Raw genomic sequence first — 20,690 nt, forward strand, 5'->3', positions numbered from 1 at the left:
CTCAGAACTCCTTGACCGCGAAGTCCTGCACGGGGTTGTGGCGGCTGCCGCGCAGCTCGCGCAGGCGTTTGGCCACAGTGAAGGCCATCTCCAGCGACTGGTTGCGGTTCAGGCGCGGATCACAGGCGGTCTGGTAGCGCGTCGCGAGATCTTCCTCTGTGAGGCTGAACGCCCCTCCGACGCACTCAGTGACGTCGTCGCCGGTGAGCTCGACGTGGAGTCCGCCTGGCCAGGTGCCCAGCTGGGAGTGCACGTCAAAGAACCCGTTGACTTCCTCGGCCACATCGGCGAACGAACGTGTCTTGAAGCCATTGGCGGTCTCGAAGGTGTTGCCGTGCATCGGGTCACACACCCAGGCCACGTTCCTACCCGTGGCCTGGACCCCGCGGATGAGATCAGGCAACACATCGCGGACCTTCTTCGCCCCCATACGGGTGATGAAGGTGATGCGCCCGGGCTCGTGATCTGGGTCGAGTGCGTCTGCCAGCGCGATCGCCTGCTCAGGGGTGGTAGTCGGGCCAAGCTTGATGCCGAGCGGGTTGCGCACCTGACGCAGTAACTCGACGTGTGCACCGTCGATCTGCCGGGTGCGCTCGCCGATCCACAAGAAGTGCCCGGAGACGTCGTAGGGCAAGCCGGTTCTAGAATCGATACGCGTGAGCGCGCGTTCGTACTCCAGCAACAGGGCTTCGTGGCTGGCGTAGAAGTCGACGGTGTTCAGCGATTCGTCGCGCACCCCGCACGCCACCATGAATGCCAGCGCGCGTTCGATTTCCTCAGCGAGTTCCTCGTATTCGGATTCGACGCGGGAGTCTCGCACGAACTCCCCATTCCACAGATGGACCGCACGGAGGTCGGCCAAACCGCCCTTGGTGAAGGCTCGAACGAGGTTGAGCGTCGCGGCCGACGAGTGGTACACCTTCATGAGACGCCCGGGGTCGTGCGCGCGCGATTCGGGGGTGAAAGCGAGCCCATTGACGGCGTCGCCCCGATAGCTGGGGAGTTCGACGTCGCCACGTATCTCGGTGTCTTTGGAGCGGGGTTTAGCGTACTGGCCAGCAATCCTGCCCAGCTTCACGACGGGCACCTGCGCGGCGTAGGTCATCACCACGGACATCGACAGCTGCACCATAAGCTTGCGCTTGATGGAATCCGCCGAGATCGCCTCGAAGGTTTCTGCGCAATCACCGCCCTGCAAGAGGAAGGCCCTACCCTCGGCCACAGCAGCAATCTGTTCGCGCAGTTCATCGCATTCACCGGCAAACACCAGCGGAGGCTGCGCTTCTAGCTCGTCGACGACACGATCCACCGCATCCTGGTCGGGATAGGTGGGCTGCTGAGCCTGTGGTAGCGCCCGCAATGTTTCCCGTGACATCAAGCTGGACATGCGCACGAGGCTACCCCACGTTGGGGTGAGCGCTAGGACGCGTTCGGGTCATGGATGCCCTGGTCGATGGCGTAGAGCGTGAGTTCTACACGGTTGTGCAGCTGCAGCTTGCGCAGCACATTCTGCACATGATTTTGCACGGTGCGGTGGGAGACGAACAACACGTCGGCGATTTCACGGTAGGCGAGCCCCTTCGCCACCAGGCGCAGCACCTCGATTTCTCGTGCCGTGAGGGTGGGGCCTTCGTCGTTGTTTGCCCGGGCAGTGTTCACCATGCGTCGGAACTCCCCGAGCACCAGGCCCGCGAGGCCGGGAGTGAACACGGCATCACCGACGGCGGTGCGCTGCACGCCTTCCACGAGCTCCTGCTTGGATGCGGACTTCACAAGGTAGCCCTTCGCACCAGCCTTCATCGCTCGCAGGACATCCTCGCGCTCACCGGATGCCGACATGACGAGCACCTGCAGGTCAGGCAACTCTTTGATGAGAATATCGATGCAGGTGGCGCCATCCGGTTCGGGAATCTGCAGGTCCATGACGAGCACGTCGGGTTTCACCGCACGTGCGCGTTGCAGGCATTCGGTGCCGTTCTTCGCCACAGCGACGATCTCGAACCCCACTTCGGTGAGGTCTTCACTCAAAGCGTCGATCCACATGGGGTGGTCGTCCACCAACATGACCCGGTTACGCTCAGGCTCCGTCACTGTCATCACTCCACATCGATTGGGACTCGCAGCTCCCACTCCGTTCCCGCGCCAGGCGCGGATTTCAACACCGCGGAGCCGCCAATGGCTGAAATTCTACCGATGATGGAGTCACGAATGCCGAATCGCCCGTTCTCGGCGGCGCGCTGTGCTGCTGCTGCGGTCATTCCTGTCCCGTTGTCGCGCACGAAGATGATCACTTCGTCATCAACTTCCTGATCGAGCAAAATCCACGCCTGCGCGCCGTCACCGGCGTGACGTCGCACGTTCTTCAAGATCTCGTGCACGGTGTTCTCAATCTCTTCCACGAGGTAACGCGCAACGAGCACCTCTCCCGCCATCGTCGAGACAGTCACCCTCGCCGACGAATACTTGTCGAGGGCCGAAGCCAAGTCCACCTGCGCTTGACGTGCAACGTTCACCACGTCGCGGTCTTGGAGGTGTACACGCAACTGAGACTCCGACTCGCGCGCCAGCGTGGCGAGCCGCACACCTACGGGACCCAGCGCGGGACCTTCCCGCTCGACGAGCGCCAGGACCTGCAATGCGCCGTCGTGGACTATCCGTGAGAGCCGCTCGCGTTCCGCTAGCGATGCGGCTTTGATGCGCTCTCGTTCCTGTTCGACGATGATCTCCCTGAACTGCGTGATGAGCACGCCCACGCAGGAGGCTGTCAAGATGGTGATAAAGGCCATCCCGGCGCGTTCGAGGGTGAAGTGTGAAGGAACCACTACGAGCCCGCCACCCAGCGTCACGGAGCTTACGACGCCGGCCGCCGTCGACCAGAAAATGGCCGCGTAGATGGGGGCACCGCACAGCCAGTAGCCCGCCAACGTCAGGGGCGCACCCCCGGGCGGCACAGCAAGTGGAGTGAGCAACACCAGCGTGAGCGTGACGAGGCAGTCGACGACGAACGACACCGGCCGCCGCCACGATGGCTTCATGAGACACAGGGACGTGAACGCCGTCCAACAGATGATGACTAGGCATGCCAGCGTGACGAGCCAAGGTCGTTCGGCACGCGGCATCACTAGGACGATATTGACGCCGATCGCATGCAGTCCAAGCAGCGAACGCGCGACTACCGCAACCTGGTACACCCGTCCGAGCACATCTGTGCGCGCCTGAAACCACAATCCCCTGGCGTTCAGCGACGCCAACGGTGCGCTCAAGCGCGGAGGCTCGGGGCGCTGCTCATCCTCGTCGTGCTCCTGAGCGTGCAGGATGAGCCTGATGTCTCGCTCCAGTTCGTCCCCGAACTCGTCGCGAGAAGTCACTGGTGCACTGCCTGTTCGGTAGAAGCTTGCTCCTCCGGCGGTTCCTCACCACCGGGGCGAGACAGCACGAACTCACTGACGTCCTTCCCCTTGAGGTCGCCGTGCTTCACCCGAGTGCCGTAGACATCGAGGTATTCCTGCCCGGTGAGGCGCTGGATCGCCGCCATCGTCTCGTCGGTGACATAGCGGTGCACCTTCAAATCCGTGCTGTGCGCGTACTGGGGGAATTCGAGCGGCTCCCCCACCACGACGAGGGGCCGCCGAACCCACGGGATGCCGAATACGCCCTTGACCGTCTCGGTTCCCACCACACCCACCGGCAGAATCGGAACGTTGTTGTGCAGTGCCATGCGCGCCACCCCGGTGTGGCCCTTGTACATGCGCCCGTCCGGCGATCTGGTGCCTTCTGGATAGATCGCGACGAGGTTCCCCTCGCCGAGCACGTCGGAGATGGCTTTCAACGACTGGGCGCTTGCCCGACCCCCGCCTCGTTCCATGGGCACCATCTTGATTGCTTTCAAAAACCAGGCGACGATCTTGCCGGGCAGGTCTTTGCCACGAAAGAGCTCCGCTTTCGCGGGGAACGTCACTACCCTCGGCATCATGGCCGGGATAACCACGGAGTCCATGGTGTGCAGGTGGTTGCTCGCCAGAATCGCTCCACCCGATCGGGGAACGTTCTGCCTTCCGACGACCTTCGCTTTGAATCCCCACTTCACGAGTGGGAGAAAGATCGTGTACTTAAAAAACTGGTAGGTCAGCACGTCGCTCCTTCGTCCGCGACGATTCTAGCGCCGTGGCGCGTGCGCCCGGATCAGAGTACTCGGCGCACACCCTTGAGCGGCATGGAGTGCAAGCCCGCGACGCGAATGCCGCTACGCGGGTTCGCGGCATGAACGATCTTGCCGCCGCCGATGTAGATAGCGACGTGGCTCGGGCCGCCGTAGTAGAACACGAGGTCGCCGGGCTGAATCTGCGACGTGGACACTGCCCGGCCGGCACCGGAGTACTGCGCGCGAGAGGTGCGTGGCAGGCCAACCCCTACCTGCCGAAATGCGTAGGAGGTGAGGCCGGAGCAGTCGAAGGAGCTGGGGCCCGTGCCGCCGAGCACGTAGCGCTTACCGACCTGCGCCATGGCAGCGTTGATCACGGTCTGGGCGCGATTGCCATTCGGTGCGGGCGCAGCAGGCTCGTTAGCGGTGTCAGTTTCAGCGGCCGGCCTGCTGTTGTTGGATGAGGGTCGATTCGCGGACGCGGCGTCCCCGCGCGTCTCAGAACGCGACGGGGCCAGCGCCCCATCCGCTGGACGCCCGGCTGCGGCTTCAGCTGCGGCAGCGGCTTCGGCAGCTTCCTGCTCGCGCCTGAGCTGCTCGAGGCGCTCTTGCTCTTCCTTGCTCAGTCGGTCGTACACCGCTTGGGCTTCTGACTGCTTCTTTTTGTACTCCGCAAGCTTGATGCCGTGGGTCTTGACGTTCTCGTCCATCTCCTGCTTGGCGGAGGCCGCCTCAGCGCGGAGTACGTCGAGCTTGGCCTGATCGTTCTGTAGACGCTGGATAGCTTGGTTCGAGCGATCATTCTCGGCCTGGATGGTGGCCAGAGAGCTCAGGAAGTTGTCGTCGGAAGCGTTGGCGATCAGCTGCACGGATACGTCGAGCCCACCATGCTGCATCTGGAGCACCGCGTTGGCACCGATGTCGTCGGCTAGCTTCGCGACACGCTGTTCCTGCGCCTTCACGTCTGCTTGCGCGCGCTCGAGCTTGACCTTCGCGGCCTCCGCTTTGTCTTCGGCCTCGATGCCCTCCTGCTCGATCGAAGAAACCTGCTCGCTCAGCGCATCGAGCTTCGCCTTGGCCTCGCGTACCGCGTCGGGGTCGGCGAGAACAGGATCTGCAATTAGCAAAGAACCAACGACGAGGCCGGTCAGTGCGAGGCGTGCAAGCTTCACGGATGCTCCTTGGAGAACGACGATGCAATGCTGAGAGAATCTTAAGCGCTGTTCAGACTGTTCTCAAGCCCACGCCGCATGTCGTACAAATTCAGCAGCTTGCAGGCTCCTCAGAATTGTCAGTGGGGCGTATTAGTGTTCCCAGCATGTCCAGCCAACGCAACGTGGTACAACCATCCTTCGACGACCTCGGCACCTACCTGCCCGATGCCACCTTCGTCGTTGTCGACCTCGAAACCACGGGCACGGGCCTAGAAGCATCAATCACCGAAATCGGAGCCGTCAAGATCAAGGCTGGCGAGGTGCTTGGCACCTTCCAAACGCTGGTGAGGCCCGATGCACCTATCCCCGCCATGGTGCAGGTACTCACGGGCATTACTGACCAGATGGTGGCCAGCGCCCCACGCATTGACGAGGCGTTGCCTGCCTTCGACGAGTTCGCGCGCGGCGCCGTACTCGTCGCCCATAATGCGCGCTTCGACGTCGGTTTCCTCCAACGCGGGTTCGAGCAGCTCGGCATAGCATGGAAGCGCCCAACAGTCATCGATACCGTGGCGCTGGCGCGCTGCAGCCTGCTCCGCGACGAGGTGCGCAACTGCAAACTCGCAACACTTGCCGCCCACTTCAACGCGCAGACGGTGCCCAATCACCGGGCTTTGTCCGATGCGCGCGCCACCGTTGACGTCTTCCACGGGCTACTGGAGCGCGTCGGCAATCTGGGTGTGCGTACTGTGGAAGATCTCGTCGAGTTCCTCGCTCAGGTCTCCCCCGACAGACGGGCGAAGCGCGGCTGGGCCTCTTCCCTGCCTGAGCGCCCAGGCGTGTATTGGTTCACACGTGCTGAGCCGGGCAGGGCTGACGAGGTGCTCTACGTCGGCAAGTCGAACAACCTGCGACGGCGCACGCGGGCGTACTTCTCGGCCGCTGAGCAACGCAGCCGCATCCACGAGATGGTCCGAGTGTCCACCGGCCTGGAGTATGTCGAGTGCGCTACCGACCTGGAAGCTGAGGTGCGCGAGCTGCGCATGATTCTCAGCCTGGCACCGCGCTACAACCGCCGCTCGAAACGCCAAGAACAGGTCAGCTGGCTCAAGCTTTCCGATGAAGCTTTTCCTCGGGTTACTATCGCCCGGAAGGTGCGCGCGGGCGAGCAGTACTTTGGCCCGTTCACCAGCAGAGAGGCCGCGAACGATGTGATGCTCGCATTGCAAGGCGCCTTCCACGTGCGGCGCTGCACGACACGACTGAAGCGACAGACCCCCAGCCCGTCATGCGTGCTGGGGGACATGGGACGATGCCCAGCCCCATGCCTGCTAGGGCAAGGCGCGCAGCGGTACAGCGAGGTCGTCAACAATGTTCGGCGTGCGTGGGCGGGCGATGTCGAGCCGCTCCTCGTCGCGCAGCGCGGACACATGCGCAAACTCGTCGGGCAGCTTCGTTACGAGGAGGCAGGCGAACTCGCCCGCCGGCTGGAGCGCTACGTGCACGCATCAATGCGATTCGCCCGGTTGCGGGCGCTCGCCGCGTGCCCTGAGATCGTGGCGGGGCTACCAGTGAGGGGCGGGTGGGACATCCATGTTGTGCGCTACGGCCGGCTCGCCGCCGCCGCGCATGCCTCGTCAGCGCGAGCGAGGGCGGTGGCCGACGAGGCGAGAGCCACCGCGGAAACGGTGCTACCCACCGCAACGGGCCTGCCGCCGTGCACCGTCGAGGAAGCGGAGCGCGTGGCGGCATGGCTGGAGCTGCCTGGAATCCGGTTGATCGAGATCGACGGCGAGTGGGCCTGGCCACTCCACGCGGGGCTCACCACCCGTCAGCTTGCCCAGCGGGTGCTGGGCGAGGATGCGCTGCCCAGCACAAGTAGCGCTGTGGAGCTGCGCGCAGAAGACTCTGCGGCACAGCCCCACAGTGTGCAGTGAATGTTAGGCCAGCTCGACGCTCTCGATCACAACCGGATCCACCGGGCGGTCCATCATGCCGGTCGGCGTGGTGGCGATGGCGTCCACGACCTTCTGGGACGCCTCATCAGTCACCTCACCGAAGATGGTGTGGCGACGGTTGAGGTGCGGCGTGGGCGCCACGGTGATGAAGAACTGCGAACCATTGGTGCCCGGCCCGGCATTTGCCATGGCCAAGAGGTACGGACGGTCGAAGCTGAGCTCCGGGTGGAACTCGTCATCGAAACGGTATCCCGGGTCGCCGCGGCCGTCGCCGCGGGGGCAGCCGCCCTGAATCATGAAACCGTCGATGACGCGGTGGAAGGTGAGTCCGTCGTAGAACTTACCCGTGGTGGTCTCGCCGGTCTTGGCGTCGACGTATTCCTTGGTGCCGCCGGCCAGGCCGACGAAGTTCTCAACCGTCTTGGGCGCTTGGTCGTCAAACAGCTCGATGACGATATCGCCGCGGTTGGTGTGCAAAGTGGCGGTGCTCACAGGCTTCCTTTCATTAACTGTGCCTACGCCCCCTCGCACACATGCTTGCGGAGACGTGTTGCCTTTTACCTTCAGCGAGCGTACCTGCAATCGCAACCGAAAGTCACCGCGAGGGGTCCAATCGTGGCTAACCCTGTTGTACGGCTCCATCAGCGGGTAGCGTTGAGAGTGCTCGATCACGAGCCGCTCGACTACGAGCCACATCTACATTGGAGGTACTTGTGTCCAAGTCACAAGATTTCCGGAAGGCCGCTGCAGACCAAGCTTCTGCCGCCGCCGAGTACGGACAGCAGGCACTGAAGGACGGCATGGAACACGCCCAGGGCTGGCTGAAAAAGACCCAGAAGCAGGTCGGTCCCGCATTGAAAGATGCGAAAGTTCGTTCCGCTGACTTTGCCGCTCGCAAATTCGACGCCATCGAGCCGCACGTACGTAACGCGCTCGACAAGGTGTCCCCAGCCGTCGACGCGGCCCGCAGCAAGGTGGCCGACGAGTTCCTGCCACGGGTGTCAGAGTCGCTGCACAGCGCCGCTGAGCATCCCCTCAAGGTGGCTGAGACCATCAAACCGAAAAAGAAGAAGAGCGTCGGTAAGGGCATCGTAAAGTTCCTGGCCATCGGTACTGTTGTCGCTGGCGTAGTGGCGGCAATTCGCCACTTCCTCGCCCCTAAGGATGATGGCTGGACCGCCCACGAGCCTTCACGGGCGTACGTGAACAACAACGACACGTTCGCGACCGCGGCCAAGGTGAGCGAAACCCCGAAGAGCACCGCTGCTGATCCGTCTCCTGAGGAGAAAGTTGAGCAGCCGGAGGCTCAGATGGTTGACGAGGGTGGCCCCGTTGTCGATGATGCGGTGACGAACGCCGTCGACTCGGGCTCTTACAAGGGTGAAAACCCTCCCGAAGGGTTCATCATCAAGGGCAATGAGCGTTCCATGAAGTACCACGTGCCCGGCACTGGTGGCTACGAGCGCACCATCGCCGAAATCTGGTTCGCTACTGAGGAAGCCGCGCAGGCGGCGGGCTTCACCAAGGCTCAGCGCTAACGCGCTTCTTCGCTGCCCATGAGGGGCGTCGCTGTGGAAGCGGCGCCCCTCATGCGTTTTCTTGCAGCAGGATGGGACAAAAGTTTTCCACAGCTGGCCGCCGGCCCCTCGCCAATGCCCTCGGTTGCCTCTACTGTGCAAGGCATGTGGGAAGTCGTCGCCATCGCCACCGCTTTTGTTGTCGCAGTCTGGGTGCAATGCATCGTCGTGCCAACGTTGCGACAGCCTCACGTGGACGACGGCGATGAGACGCCAGACTTCACCGGGCTCGGGAGCGCGTCGAATGTCTTGTTGGTGCTCGTGTGTGCCGCCCTCGGCGGTCTCGCAGCATGGCACACTTCAACACCAGCGTGGCCGTGGCTGGGCTACATAGCGCTCGGAGCGCCGTTAGTGGTCGTCGATCTTCGCACCACCTACCTGCCCAATCAGCTCATGTACCCGCTCTGGGCGACCATCGGCGTCGGCCTGGCGGTAAGCGCTACGACGGATGTGCGCGGCGCGATTGCTGGTGTCACGGGAGCGCTCGCGGGCTACACGTGGTTTTGGTGCGTGTGGCGACTGTCGTCGACCTTCGGATTCGGCGACGTGCGCCTCGCCGCAGCGGCGGGCGCCATCGCGGGAATGTCGGGGATGACTGGCTGGCTAACGTCACTCGTGGTAGCGACGGCGATCGGCGCTGTCGCGGCGATCATCGCACGAGCCAGTGGGCGCACCGTAGTTCCCTATGGGCCGTGGCTCTGGCTCGGGCCCGTAGTGGCTGCCTGGTTACCTACTGGTTCGTGAGCTCAATCCACTTCTCAAGGTTCGCTTTCGCCTTACCGGAGTCGACGGCCGCGCGGGCGGCGTCGAGGTGACGCCGCACCTGCTCGCCGATGTCCGTAGCGAGGTCGACCCCCTCATAGGCCAGCAGCGCCGCGGCTGCGTTGAGCAGCACGATGTCACGCACCGGGCCGGGCTTGCCGTCGACAAGTTCCCGCACCACTGCCGCGTTGTGTTCCGGGGGGCCGCCCACCAGATCGTGTGGAGCAGCCGGGGCAAGCCCCAATTCGAGCGGATCCAGCGACGTGTACCACACCCGTCCTTCCGCGACTGCCCACACGTCTGAGGGTGACGTAGTGGTCAGTTCGTCGAGACCGTCGTAGCCGCGGAACACCAAGCCACGACAGCCACGTCCGGCCAGCACCCGCGCCATGAGCGGAGCCATCTCGTCGTCGGCCACGCCGAGGGCGATCGCCTGCGGCTGCGCCGGGTTCGCCAGCGGACCGAGGAAGTTGAACGTCGTCTTGATGGCAAGCTGCTTACGCACTCCCGCAACGTTCTTCAACGCGCTGTGGTAGAGAGCAGCGAACAAGAACGCGATGTTGGTGCGATCCAGCACGCTCTGCTGCTTTTCTGGGTCCATGGTGATATTGACCCCGAGCGCTTCGAGGGTATCGGCGGTGCCGGACTGCGACGAAGCCGCACGCGACCCGTGCTTCACCACCTTGGCGCCAGCGGCAGCCGCGACGATGGCCGCCATCGTCGAGATGTTGACCGTGTTGGCGCGGTCTCCCCCGGTGCCGACGATGTCTACCGCGTTGCAATCGATCACCACGGGCTGCGCGTTGTCGAGCATCGCCTGCACGAGGCCGCGGATCTCATCTTCCGTCTCACCTTTGGCTCGGAGCGCGACGAGCAGTGCAGCGATCTGCACCTCAGAGGCGCGCCCACCCAGGATCTCGGTGAGCGCCCACGTCGCAGCCTCCGTCTCGAGGCCCTCGGAACGTACCAGTCCGGTCAGGATGTCAGGCCACGAGTACATTAGGCGTTCGCACCGAGCCTGGAGCGCAGCAGGTTCGCGGCCTGCGTAGGCAGCGTGAACGGGTCAAGCGGGTACGGGGTGACCGCGTCGGCGCGCGACCACGTGGCGAGCCAGGTGTCGCTGCTGCGGACGATCAACAACATGATCGGCGGGCAATCGATGTACTCATCCTTGAGCTGGTAGGACAGACCGAAACCACCGGAAGGCTGCGCTTCCCCGTCGAGGATCACCAGCGAGTACTCGGTGTCCGAATCGAGGGCACGCAGCAGCGCGGCATGCGTGGCAACCTCGTGGATCTCGATCTCCGGCAAATCGCTGGCCAGCTTCTTGCCCAGCGTGACGCGCACCTGCTCGCGGGTGAGTCGGTTGTCGGAGTACACCAGCACCTTGGCGATGTTGTCAGTCATCAGTTCCGTCCTTGGTGGATCGTTCGATCGTCTCGGCTGAGTCTAGCCCCTGTGCCGCGGCCTTGGCGGCACGAGCCCGCGCTTCTTCCCGATCGAGTGCCCGGTCGATGCGACGGGCTTCCTTGCGCGAGTCTTGAATCCATTTCACGAAGATCACGATCATGCCCGCGAACATCGTGAGGTCGCCGGTCGCCCACATGAGCGCTCCTGCCCACGTTTGGTCGTCAAGCGGGCTGAGCCCCCAGCCGCGCTCGAAGGCGAGATACCAATCCTCCGCGATGAGCTTCTTCGAGCCGAGGATGATCACCCCGATCCACGCATGGAACGGCATGGGAAGAATAAACATGACGATGCGCAGCGGGTAGGGGATGCGGTACGGGTGCGGGTCAGGGCTCAGCAGCGGCATGAAGAACAGACAGCCGACGACCACCATGTAAATGTGCAGGAAATCGTGATGGAACGAGTTGCGCAGCGTGAGGTCGTACCAATCCGTGAGGTACAGCATGAACTGCAGCGAGATCATGAGCCCCAGCGTGAGCCCGGGAAACAGCAGCACCTTCGCCACCTTGCTGTGCAGCACCTTCAGCAGCACATCTCGCGCTCCGTGCGGCAGCGTTCGCAACGCGAGCGTTACGGGTGCGCTCGCAACCAGGAAGACCGGCGCAATCATGTTGAGCACCATGTGCTGGATCATGTGCGTCCAAAACAGCACAGTGTCGTAAACGCCGAGGAAACTGAAGATGGAGTAGGCGATGAGTCCTTGCCCGAAGAGGAATGAGGCGGTCCGCCACCCGGACCATCGATCGCCGCGCTTGTGCAGCACGTGCACTCCCCACAGGTAGCTCGCCACCATGAGCGTCAGTGAGAGCACCACCCACCAGGGGAAATCCCACTGGGTGAAGTATGCCCAGCCCCTCAAAGGCGTGATGGCATCGTCTGGGGTTGCGTGTAGAGGAAGCAAATTTATAGGCCTCGCGTGGGTGAGGTGCGTGTCATTGTGACAAAAGGTTATCGCTCATTTTGAGCCGGGGTCACCTAACGACGTGACGTGACGCACTTTTACGGCAATAATGACCACGTGGTCACGAAAGCAGCATCCAAGGAACCGACGGCGATCCCGTCGGGCGCCTTGCACGAAGTCTCCCCGTCCAGGCTGAACTCGCCCAAGGGTCGCCCCGACATGGTTTCGGTTGGCGTGTGGGTGTGGTTGTCCAGCGAGCTGATGTTCTTCGCGGCACTGTTCGCCGCATACTTCATGCTCCGCAACACGACGAATGAACTCGCGGCATCCCCCGAGACGGCCATGTGGTACACCGAGTCGTCACACCACGACGTGACGTTCGCATCCATCAACACGGCCATCTTGGTGCTGAGCTCATTCTTCTGCCAGTTCGCTGCCAACGCGGCCAGCGCCGGACGAGTAAACGGCTCGTGGGTGAATCCCATGAAGATGGGCATGCGCCAGGGCTTCATCATCACTGCGTTCCTCGGCACGGTGTTCATCTCCGGGCAGATCTGGGAGTACTTCAACCTGTTCTCCGAGGGATTCACCATTCAAACCAACCAGTACTGGTCGGCGTTCTTCCTCGCCACAGGCTTCCACGGCCTCCACGTGCTGGGCGGCATCATCGCCTTCTGGTACGTACTCGCCCGCTCGTACATGACCCGCACGCACACCCACGAACAAACGGTCGGCGCCCACGTTGTGTCTTACTACTGGCACTTCGTGGACGTCATCTGGGTCGTCTTGTTCGGCGTGATCTACTTCCTCCGCTGACGGAATCAGGAGCATCGTCTTGAGCACTCAACGCAAGCGCACCCGCAAGGCCTTCGCCCGCCCCTGGCTGCTGATCATGGCCCTACTCGTAGTCGGCGTCGCCTACGCGTCGGTAGCCCCCGCGCCGAGCTCTGCGGACACGCAGATGACTCAGCAAATCGCCGAGGGCAAGGCCATCTTTGAAACCTCGTGCGCGTCCTGCCACGGCTTGAACGGTGAAGGGCTCTCCCGCGGCCCGTCGCTGATCGGCGTCGGTGCCGCTTCCGTCGACTTCCAGATGGGCACCGGGCGGATGCCAGCTGTCAAGGAAGAGGCCCAGATCCCTTCGAAGGAGGTGGCGTATTCCCAAGAGCAGATCGACGCCGTCGCGGCCTACGTGGCTTCACTCGGCCCCGGCCCAGCGATTCCCGAGAAGAGCCAGTACGATCCCGAGGGCCTCACTGAAGAGCAGATCGCCCACGGTGGCTCGCTTTTCCGCGCCAACTGCTCCGCGTGCCACGGCATCATCGGCGGCGGCGGGGCCATGCCCGAAGGCAAGAAGGCACCGAACCTGTCGAAGACCAGCTCTGTGCATATCTGGGAGGCTGTACGCTCCGGCCCGCAGCAGATGCCCACGTTCAGCAAGGAAGTACTGCACGACGACGACGTCCGCGCCATCATCGGCTACCTGGACGAAGTACATGAGCAGCCCCGCTACGGCGGCCTTGGCATGGGCGACAATGGCCCTGTCAGTGAAGGTCTGTGGATATTCATTCTCGGCATTGGCGGGCTGTCCATTGTCGCCGGATGGATCGCGAAGAAGGGAGCTCGCGCCCGATGAGCAGCAACCACCCCGTAGTAGACCCGACGACCGACCACGTCGTCGACAATCCGGGCATTGAGGAACACGTCGAGCGTTACACGGACGTCAACGAGGGCGCCGGCAACCGCGCGTACGGCGCCATTTTGATGATGCTCGCGGCCGTTCCCGTGCTGGCCATCTGCAACCTCGTGATCTACTTTGCGGTTCCCCGCGGCACCCAGATCAACATCGAGTTCGCGGGAGTGAGCTTCCTGCACGCGAACGCCCACAACGTCGGATTGGGGCTCACCCTCGGCCTGGGCATCCTGCTCATCGGGCTCGCCGTCGTGCAGTGGGCGCGGGCGCTCATGGGCGACCACGAGATCCAGGAAGAACGCCACTCGGCCTCATCGGATGAGGGCACCCGGCAAGCAGCCATCGAGGTGTTCAACCAGGGTGTCGAGGAGTCGAAGATCAAGCGCCGTCCCCTCATCCTCGGTGCGCTCGGCGGCGCCATCGGCTTCACCGCGCTTCCCGCCGTCGTGACGCTCGCCGACATGGGCCCGTGGCCGACCAGCAAACACCGCAAGGAAACCATCGAAAGGACGCTGTTCGCCGCCGCACCCGCGAAGGAAGTCATGCTCGTCAACGACGAGACCTGGCGCCCCATCAAGGCCTCCGATCTCGAGATCGGGCAGCTCGTCAACGCCGAACCCTCGAACCTGCACGGCTGGGTTGATGAGGACGGCAAGCACCACGACGAGGATGCCCTACACGGCACCGAAGGCCACCAAGAAAAAGCTAAGGCTGCCATCGTAATCGTGCGGATGGACCCGAACGACATCAAGATCCCCGAATCCCGCAAGGACTGGCACGTCTCCGGCATCTTGGCGTACTCGAAGATTTGCACCCACGTTGGTTGCCCCATCTCACTGTGGGAACGCCAGACGCACCACCTGCTGTGCCCCTGCCATCAGTCCACCTTCGACCTCGGCAACTCCGGCGTCGTCGTATTCGGACCCGCGGCCCGTGCACTACCCCAACTCCCCATCACGGTCAACGACGACGGCTATCTTGTCGCCCGTGGTGACTTCACCGTTCCCGTCGGCCCGAGCTACTTCGAGCGCGACTCCCGCCACGACTACAAGGATGGTGACCAGTGATGGCCAAGCCCACCACCATGACGGTTGAGGACGAGGCCAGTACGAACCTCGAGCCACGTCCTGCCGAGCACTCGACGAAGCACCCCGCTGGCGGGCTGGCGGACTGGGCTGACCAGCGCATGGGCCTCGGCAAGATCGCCAAGTTCGGCCTGCGCAAGGTGTTCCCCGACCACTGGAGCTTCCTCCTGGGCGAGATTGCGCTCTACACCTTCATCATCTGCCTGCTGACCGGCGTGTTCCTCACCATCTGGTTCAAGCCTTCGATGGCCGAGATCATCTACGATGGTTCCTACCAGCCGATGAAGGGCGTCGCCATCTCTCAAGCCTTTGAGTCGACCCTGAATATCAGCTTCGACGTGCGCGGCGGCCTCCTGCTGCGTCAGGTGCACCACTGGTCGGCACTGCTGTTCGTAGCTGCCGCGACGGTGCATGCGCTCCGCGTATTCTTCACCGGCGCGTTCCGCAAGCCACGCGAGATCAACTGGCTCATCGGCGTCGGTCTGCTGGGTTTGTCGCTGCTGGCCGGCTTCTCCGGCTACTCGCTGCCTGACGACCTGCTGTCGGGCACCGGCCTGCGATTCGCCGACGGCCTCATCCGGTCGATTCCGCTCGTGGGTACCTGGGTAGAGTTCTTCCTTTTTAACGGCGAGTTCCCCGGCAACATGATCATCTCGCGCCTGTACATGGCGCACATTCTGTTGATCCCCGGCCTGCTCCTCGCCCTCATCGGGGCGCATATGACGCTGCTGGTGTACCACAAGCACACCCAGTACCCTGGCCCTGGCCGCACGCAGAACAATGTCGTCGGCTACCCCATGTTCCCCGTCTACGCGGCGAAGGCCGGTGGCTTCTTCTTCATCGTCTTCGGCACCATGGTGCTGTTCGGCGGTCTCTTCCAGATCAACCCCGTGTGGCTCTACGGCCCATATGACCCGGCCAAGGTGACCGCGGGTTCCCAGCCAGACTGGTACATGGGCTTCGCCGAAGGTTTCGTGCGCATCATGCCCAACTGGGAGTGGCACATCGGCCACACCACGTGGAGCTGGAACGTGTTCATCCCTGGTGTGGGCGGACTCACCGTGCTGTTCACACTGCTGGCGTTGTGGCCGTTCGTGGAACGCTGGATCACCGGCGATGATCGCGAGCACCACATCCTGGATCGTCCGCGCAATGCACCGACGCGCACCGCGCTCGGCGTGGCCGGCATGACGGCGTACGCAGTGATGTGGCTGGGCGGCTCGAACGACATCATTGCTATCCGGTTCAACCTCAACCTGAATGCCATAACCATCGCCCTGCAGTGGATGCTGTTCATCGGCCCCATCGTTGCGTTCATCGTGACCAAACGTGTGTGCCTGTCGCTGCAACGCAACGACCGTGAGCGCGTCCTGCACGGCTCCGAGTCGGGCCAGATCGTTCGCACGCCGGAGGGCCGCTACTACGAGGATCACGTCGAGATCTCGCAAGGTGAGGCCTACACGCTCACCCAGCATGCGCAGTACCAGCCGGTAGAAGCCGACGACGGCACCTCGCCGCTCGGTGTTGAAGGCCCGCCGAAGGTCTCGAAGTTCCGTGCGGCCATCTCGAAGTGGTACCTCGGCCATGACATTGCGAAGCCAACGCGCAGCGAGATCGAAGACGCGCATCACGACGATGACGATTCGGATGCGCCGGCGCTAGAGCGCTGAGGCGTTTAGCCTGCACGATAGATCAGGTTCGTGGTTGGTAGACCCACTACGAACCTGATCTGTCTTTGGCCCGCTGCCATAATGGGCAGCGTGCGTTTCTTGACTCAGCCCATGCATGACCTCACCTACTCCGATGTATTCATGGTGCCCAGTCGTTCAGGCGTCTCATCGCGCCTCGACGTGGACCTCACATCTACCGACGGGCTCGCCACCCCGACGCCCCTCGTCGCCGCGAACATGACCGCGGTGTCCGGGCGTCGAATGGCGGAAACCATGGCCAGGCGCGGTGGCCTCGCCGTGTTCCCGCAGGACATCCCCATCGACGTCGTCGCCAAGTCCATCGGCAAAGTGAAGCGGGCCCACCCCATCTTCGACACTGCGGTCACCGTCTCCCCCACCACTACGAACGCCGAGACGCTCAGCCTCATCCAGAAGCGCTCCCACGGTGTTGCTGTTGTCGTCGACGATGGTCGCGTCGTTGGCCTGGTGCAGCCTGGCCCTGCGGAGAATGCCGACCGCTTCGCTCAGGCCAAAGACGTGATGACCACCGATTTCACTACGGTACGCCCCTCGATGGCCCCGGAAGAAGTATTCAACCTCCTCTCCTCCACGCACCAACAGCTGGCCGTGGCTCTCGACAATGATGGCACCCTCGTCGGCGTGATCACGCCGAAGGGGGCCCTGCGTGCGACGATCTACTCCCCCGCTGTCGACGCCGATGGGCGCTTGCGCGCGGGCGTCGCCGTGGGTATCAACGGCGACATCTCGGCGAAGGTGCGCGCCGCCCTCGACGCTGGCGCTGACGTGCTCGTGATGGACACCGCACACGGCCACCAGGAGAAGATGATCCAGGCGCTCAGCATCGCCCGTGACGTGCGCGACGAGCACGCCGCCCGGAGCGGACGGCACGTGCTGATCGTCGCAGGTAACGTCGTCACGCCCGAGGGCGTGCAAGATCTCGTCGAGTCCGGAGCTGATATCTGCAAGGTAGGTGTGGGGCCCGGGGCTATGTGCACCACCCGCATGCAGACCGGGGTGGGGCGTCCCCAGTTCTCAGCTGTGCTCGACTGCAGCATCGCCGCTCGAGAGCTTGGGAAGGCCATCTGGGCCGACGGCGGCATCCGCCACCCGCGCGACGTCGCCCTCGCACTCGCTGCCGGAGCCGGATCCGTGATGGTCGGCTCCTGGTTCGCCGGCACCTACGAATCCACCGGCTACCTCAAGCACGACTACGATGGGCGGGTCTACAAGGAGTCATTCGGCATGGCCTCCGCCCGAGCTGTACGCAATCGTACGAAAGATCAGTCGGCCTTCAGCCGGGCACGCGCATCGCTCTTCGAGGAAGGCATCTCCAGCTCACGGATGTACCTTGACCCGGCTCGCCCCGGCGTCGAGGACCTCCTGGACTGGATCACCTCGGGCGTGCGCTCGTCGTGCACGTATGCTGGCGCCAGCAACCTAGAGGAGTTCACGGACCGCGCCGTCATCGGCGTGCAGTCGGGTTCGGGCTACGACGAAGGCCGCCCTCTCGCGCAGAGCTGGTGACGAGAAGGCGCACGGGCCTCAGTGCTGGTAGTCGCCGCGGTAGAACTGCAGCACCCAGCCTGTGAGGGCCCAGATGCCGATGCCGAAGCCCAGCACGGTGATCCACCACTGCTCGACGCTCAGGCCGAGCAGGATGATGGTGACTACCACCGCGCACCAGAAGGGCCAGGTGCTCTGCGGTGCGAAGAACCCGTAATTACCGGCGGCCTCTTCGACAGTGCCGTCTTCCCTGTCTTCCGGGCGGGCATCGAAGTGCTTGGCCTCATGGCTGAGGAAGGCAGCAATCATGAAGCCCAGCGCGAAGGTGAAGCCCAACGCGATAGTGCCGATGATCTCCTGGCTCGCAAACCAGTAGATCGGCGTCATCACCGCGAAAAAGACCGCAATGAACCAAAAGATCCTGGATTCGGTCTTCACTTCGAGGCCTCCTCAAGCTCCAAGGCGTCGTCTTCGTCGAGCAACTCGCCCGGATCGACGTCGTGCGGGTCCTCAGCCAGTTCGGGGTGAGCCAGGTCGAAGGCCGGGTTCACGGAGCGAACGCGAGGCAGGGAATCAAAATTGTGCCTAGGCGGCGGGCAGGAAGTGGCCCATTCCAAGGTGCGTCCCCAGCCCCACGGATCGTTGACTTCAACCTTGGGTGCCTTCCGCGTAATCCACACGTTCCACAGGAACGGGAGCATCGAGACGCCAAGGAAGAAGGCACCGAAGGTAGACACCTGGTTGAGCAGCGTGAAACCTTCCCAAGAGCCGTAGTCGGCAATACGTCGCTGCATACCGGCGACGCCGAGCCAGTGCTGCACGAGGAACGTGAGGTGGAAGCCGATGAAGATCATCCAGAAGTGCACCTGGCCGAGCTTCTCGTTCAGCATGCGCCCAGTGAATTTGGGCCACCAATAGTAGAAGCCCGCGAAAGTCGAAAACACGACGGTGCCGAAGAGCACGTAGTGGAAGTGCGCCACCACGAAGTAGGAGTCGGTCACCTGGAAGTCGAGCGCAGGCGAGGCGAGGATGATGCCTGTGAGACCGCCGAACAGGAAGGTGACCAGGAATCCGATAGCGAACAACATGGCTGAGTTCAGAGTCAGTGAACCTCGCCACATGGTGCCGATCCAGTTGAAGAACTTCACACCCGTCGGGATAGCGATCATGAAGGTCATGAACGCGAAGAACGGCAGGTTTACCGCACCCGTGGCGAACATGTGGTGCGCCCACACCGACACGGACAGCGCGCCGATGGTCAACGTTGCGAACACCAGGCCGTAGTAGCCAAACACGGGCTTGCGGCTGAACACGGAGAGCACCTCGGTGATGATCCCGAAGAACGGCAGCGCCAGCACATACACCTCGGGGTGTCCGAAGAACCAGAACAGGTGCTGGTAGAGCATCGCTCCACCGGATGCGGCGTCGAAGATATGCGATCCCAGCACGCGGTCAGAGCCAAGCACTAGCAGCGCTGCGCCCAACACGGGGAACGTGATGATCACCATCATGGAGGTAACGAGGATGTTCCACGAGAAGATGGGCATGCGGAACATGGTCATGCCCGGGGCGCGCATGCAAATGATGGTGGTGATAAAGTTCACGGCGCCGAGAATGGACGACAGGCCCAGAAGATAGAGGCCGAACACCCAGAAGTTCGAGCCGATTCCAGGCGAGTGCAGCGACGTCGACAACGGCGTATATCCGAACCATCCGAAGCTCGCGGCACCTTCCTTGGTGAAGAACCCGGCGCAGGTCAAGATCGAACCAAACAGATAGATCCAATAGGCGAACGCGTTCAGGCGCGGGAAGGCGACGTCGGGGGCTCCGAGCTGCAGGGGAAGCATCGCGTTGGCGAATCCGGCAAAAATAGGCGTCGCAAACATGAGCAGCATGATGGTGCCGTGCATGGTGAAGAACTGGTTGAACGTCTCATGGTTCACGAACTGCATGCCGGGGTTCGCCAGCTCTGCACGGATGCCCAGAGCGAGCACACCGCCGAAGCAGAAGAAGAACATCGACGTGACAAAATACATATTGCCCAGCACCTTGTGGTCGGTGGTGGATAGGTATTTCATCACCGTGGCACCCAGCGAGTGCGTAGACTGCTTCGTCGCAGGGGACGTTAGCTGCGTCCGTGCGGCAATGTTATCGCTGCTCATCAGTTGCCCTCCTTGGGTGCCGCCGTTGTCTCTGGCAGCACATGTTTGGTGGTCTGCGGCATCGGGAGCAAACCCTCATTCTTAGGGTTCGCTGCGAGCTCCTGCACGTGCTTGGCGTATTCCTCTTCCGAAACTACGTGCACCTTGAAGATCATGGCCGCGTGCAGTTCGCCGCACAGTTCGGCGCACTTACCGTCGTAGACGCCCTCCTTGTTGGGCGTCACGTCGAACGAGTTGGGATGTCCGGGAATCACGTCCATTTTGAAGTAGAACGCTGGTACCCAGAACGAGTGGATCACGTCAGCGGAATCGAGGTTGAAGCGCACCCGCTTGTTCACCGGCAGGTACAGCTCCGGGATCTTCTCGACGGTGCCGACCTCATGGGCGTCGACGCCCACCGCCGGATCATCAGCGCCGTGGTAGTTGAACGTCCACGACCACTTCTGCCCGATGACATCGACGACGAGGTCTGGGTCTTCGCTTTGGTCGAGCACTTCGTCGAACACTCGTACGGTGTAGAGGAAGAGCACGCCGATGATGAGGAACGGGACGAGCGTGTACAGCAGCTCAAGAGGCAGGTGATACTTCGTCTGCCG

General features: G+C 62.9%; 20 protein-coding genes. 8 read left to right on the forward strand and 12 right to left on the reverse strand.

The genetic code is table 11. The features are described from left to right. Position 1: 1 nt before the first annotated feature. From Q0X61_RS06835 to Q0X61_RS06855, 5 genes are read right to left on the reverse strand one after another with little or no spacing between them, the layout of a single operon-like run. Positions 2–1,387: a class II 3-deoxy-7-phosphoheptulonate synthase gene (locus tag Q0X61_RS06835; protein ID WP_297741623.1), complete on the reverse strand. Its 1,386-nt coding sequence runs from the start codon at positions 1,385–1,387 to the stop codon at positions 2–4. Between the two features lie 32 nt (positions 1,388–1,419). Next, positions 1,420–2,097, reverse strand: coding sequence for a response regulator transcription factor (locus Q0X61_RS06840; RefSeq protein WP_297741625.1), 678 nt, complete (start codon positions 2,095–2,097; stop codon positions 1,420–1,422). Beyond that, the gene (locus tag Q0X61_RS06845; RefSeq protein ID WP_297741627.1) at positions 2,097–3,368 is read right to left on the reverse strand and encodes a sensor histidine kinase; all 1,272 of its coding nucleotides are present in this window, start codon (positions 3,366–3,368) and stop codon (positions 2,097–2,099) included. The genes Q0X61_RS06840 and Q0X61_RS06845 overlap by 1 nt, the downstream gene beginning before the upstream one ends. Then, positions 3,365–4,129, reverse strand: coding sequence for a lysophospholipid acyltransferase family protein (locus tag Q0X61_RS06850; RefSeq protein ID WP_367270716.1), 765 nt, complete (start codon positions 4,127–4,129; stop codon positions 3,365–3,367). Before Q0X61_RS06850 ends, Q0X61_RS06845 begins: the two co-directional genes overlap by 4 nt. Before the next feature lie 53 nt (positions 4,130–4,182). Beyond that, on the reverse strand, positions 4,183–5,313 hold the full coding sequence (locus Q0X61_RS06855) for a C40 family peptidase (RefSeq protein WP_297741631.1): 1,131 nt from the start codon (positions 5,311–5,313) through the stop codon (positions 4,183–4,185). Between the two features lie 146 nt (positions 5,314–5,459). On the opposite strand from Q0X61_RS06855, the gene Q0X61_RS06860 reads away from it, so the two are divergent. Further along, positions 5,460–7,232: a DEDD exonuclease domain-containing protein gene (locus tag Q0X61_RS06860; protein WP_297741633.1), complete on the forward strand. Its 1,773-nt coding sequence runs from the start codon at positions 5,460–5,462 to the stop codon at positions 7,230–7,232. A 3-nt stretch (positions 7,233–7,235) separates the two neighbouring features. Here Q0X61_RS06860 and Q0X61_RS06865 read toward each other — a convergent pair whose 3' ends face one another. Next, positions 7,236–7,745 (reverse strand): peptidylprolyl isomerase, encoded by a 510-nt coding sequence (locus Q0X61_RS06865; RefSeq protein ID WP_297741635.1) that lies wholly within the window; start codon positions 7,743–7,745, stop codon positions 7,236–7,238. A gap of 221 nt (positions 7,746–7,966) precedes the next feature. On the opposite strand from Q0X61_RS06865, the gene Q0X61_RS06870 reads away from it, so the two are divergent. Together Q0X61_RS06870 and Q0X61_RS06875 are read left to right on the forward strand one after the other, a co-directional pair. After that, entirely contained in the window at positions 7,967–8,791 is an 825-nt protein-coding gene (locus Q0X61_RS06870; RefSeq protein WP_297741661.1) for a hypothetical protein, read from the forward strand. Between the two features lie 144 nt (positions 8,792–8,935). Next, a complete protein-coding gene (locus Q0X61_RS06875) occupies positions 8,936–9,574 on the forward strand; it encodes a prepilin peptidase (RefSeq protein ID WP_297741637.1) in 639 nt (212 codons plus the stop codon). On the opposite strand, the gene trpD is transcribed toward Q0X61_RS06875, so the two are convergent. The 3 genes from trpD to Q0X61_RS06890 are packed head-to-tail and all read right to left on the reverse strand — an operon-like array spanning position 9,561 to position 11,918. After that, the gene (gene trpD, locus Q0X61_RS06880) at positions 9,561–10,592 is read right to left on the reverse strand and encodes an anthranilate phosphoribosyltransferase (protein WP_297741639.1); all 1,032 of its coding nucleotides are present in this window, start codon (positions 10,590–10,592) and stop codon (positions 9,561–9,563) included. The two genes, Q0X61_RS06875 and trpD, sit on opposite strands and share 14 nt — an antisense overlap. Next, complete coding sequence (locus tag Q0X61_RS06885) at positions 10,592–10,999, reverse strand: response regulator (RefSeq protein WP_297741641.1); 408 nt, start codon at positions 10,997–10,999, stop codon at positions 10,592–10,594. Before Q0X61_RS06885 ends, trpD begins: the two co-directional genes overlap by 1 nt. After that, on the reverse strand, positions 10,992–11,918 hold the full coding sequence (locus Q0X61_RS06890; protein WP_297741643.1) for a cytochrome c oxidase assembly protein: 927 nt from the start codon (positions 11,916–11,918) through the stop codon (positions 10,992–10,994). The genes Q0X61_RS06885 and Q0X61_RS06890 overlap by 8 nt, the downstream gene beginning before the upstream one ends. A 261-nt stretch (positions 11,919–12,179) precedes the next feature. Here Q0X61_RS06890 and Q0X61_RS06895 point away from each other — a divergent pair, with 261 nt between their 5' ends. The 5 genes from Q0X61_RS06895 to Q0X61_RS06915 all read left to right on the forward strand — a co-directional run bounded on the left by Q0X61_RS06895 (position 12,180) and on the right by Q0X61_RS06915 (position 17,953). After that, entirely contained in the window at positions 12,180–12,776 is a 597-nt protein-coding gene (locus Q0X61_RS06895) for a heme-copper oxidase subunit III (protein ID WP_297741655.1), read from the forward strand. A 76-nt stretch (positions 12,777–12,852) separates the two neighbouring features. Further along, positions 12,853–13,596: a c-type cytochrome gene (locus Q0X61_RS06900; protein ID WP_297741657.1), complete on the forward strand. Its 744-nt coding sequence runs from the start codon at positions 12,853–12,855 to the stop codon at positions 13,594–13,596. Beyond that, the gene (locus tag Q0X61_RS06905; RefSeq protein ID WP_297741645.1) at positions 13,563–14,720 is read left to right on the forward strand and encodes a ubiquinol-cytochrome c reductase iron-sulfur subunit; all 1,158 of its coding nucleotides are present in this window, start codon (positions 13,563–13,565) and stop codon (positions 14,718–14,720) included. The genes Q0X61_RS06900 and Q0X61_RS06905 overlap by 34 nt, the downstream gene beginning before the upstream one ends. 119 nt (positions 14,721–14,839) lie before the next feature. Beyond that, positions 14,840–16,408 (forward strand): cytochrome bc complex cytochrome b subunit, encoded by a 1,569-nt coding sequence (locus Q0X61_RS06910; RefSeq protein WP_297741659.1) that lies wholly within the window; start codon positions 14,840–14,842, stop codon positions 16,406–16,408. Positions 16,409–16,489: 81 nt separating this feature from the next. After that, complete coding sequence (locus tag Q0X61_RS06915; RefSeq protein WP_297741647.1) at positions 16,490–17,953, forward strand: GuaB1 family IMP dehydrogenase-related protein; 1,464 nt, start codon at positions 16,490–16,492, stop codon at positions 17,951–17,953. Between the two features lie 18 nt (positions 17,954–17,971). Here Q0X61_RS06915 and Q0X61_RS06920 read toward each other — a convergent pair whose 3' ends face one another. The 3 genes from Q0X61_RS06920 to coxB form a co-directional block, all read right to left on the reverse strand. Then, entirely contained in the window at positions 17,972–18,370 is a 399-nt protein-coding gene (locus Q0X61_RS06920; protein ID WP_297741649.1) for a cytochrome c oxidase subunit 4, read from the reverse strand. Further along, positions 18,367–20,094: a cytochrome c oxidase subunit I gene (gene ctaD, locus Q0X61_RS06925; protein ID WP_297741651.1), complete on the reverse strand. Its 1,728-nt coding sequence runs from the start codon at positions 20,092–20,094 to the stop codon at positions 18,367–18,369. The genes Q0X61_RS06920 and ctaD overlap by 4 nt, the downstream gene beginning before the upstream one ends. Beyond that, a partial coding sequence (gene coxB, locus Q0X61_RS06930) for a cytochrome c oxidase subunit II (protein WP_367270715.1) occupies positions 20,094–20,690 on the reverse strand: 597 nt, incomplete at its 5' end. The genes ctaD and coxB, both read right to left, overlap by 1 nt.

Origin of the sequence: uncultured Tessaracoccus sp. (genome assembly GCF_947255005.1) — a bacterium.
Taxonomy (GTDB): domain Bacteria; phylum Actinomycetota; class Actinomycetes; order Propionibacteriales; family Propionibacteriaceae; genus Arachnia.

Excerpts from the sequence above, each read along its gene's own strand:
- Q0X61_RS06835 (WP_297741623.1), bottom strand. The coding sequence starts at position 1,387 with ATGTCCAGCTTGATGTCACGGGAAACATTGCGGGCGCTACCACAGGCT.
- Q0X61_RS06840 (WP_297741625.1), bottom strand. The coding sequence starts at position 2,097 with ATGACAGTGACGGAGCCTGAGCGTAACCGGGTCATGTTGGTGGACGAC.
- Q0X61_RS06860 (WP_297741633.1), top strand. The coding sequence starts at position 5,460 with ATGTCCAGCCAACGCAACGTGGTACAACCATCCTTCGACGACCTCGGC.
- Q0X61_RS06875 (WP_297741637.1), top strand. The coding sequence starts at position 8,936 with ATGTGGGAAGTCGTCGCCATCGCCACCGCTTTTGTTGTCGCAGTCTGG.
- trpD (WP_297741639.1), bottom strand. The coding sequence starts at position 10,592 with ATGTACTCGTGGCCTGACATCCTGACCGGACTGGTACGTTCCGAGGGC.
- Q0X61_RS06885 (WP_297741641.1), bottom strand. The coding sequence starts at position 10,999 with ATGACTGACAACATCGCCAAGGTGCTGGTGTACTCCGACAACCGACTC.
- Q0X61_RS06895 (WP_297741655.1), top strand. The coding sequence starts at position 12,180 with ATGGTTTCGGTTGGCGTGTGGGTGTGGTTGTCCAGCGAGCTGATGTTC.
- Q0X61_RS06900 (WP_297741657.1), top strand. The coding sequence starts at position 12,853 with ATGGCCCTACTCGTAGTCGGCGTCGCCTACGCGTCGGTAGCCCCCGCG.
- Q0X61_RS06905 (WP_297741645.1), top strand. The coding sequence starts at position 13,563 with ATGGATCGCGAAGAAGGGAGCTCGCGCCCGATGAGCAGCAACCACCCC.
- Q0X61_RS06910 (WP_297741659.1), top strand. The coding sequence starts at position 14,840 with ATGGGCCTCGGCAAGATCGCCAAGTTCGGCCTGCGCAAGGTGTTCCCC.
- Q0X61_RS06915 (WP_297741647.1), top strand. The coding sequence starts at position 16,490 with ATGGGCAGCGTGCGTTTCTTGACTCAGCCCATGCATGACCTCACCTAC.
- ctaD (WP_297741651.1), bottom strand. The coding sequence starts at position 20,094 with ATGAGCAGCGATAACATTGCCGCACGGACGCAGCTAACGTCCCCTGCG.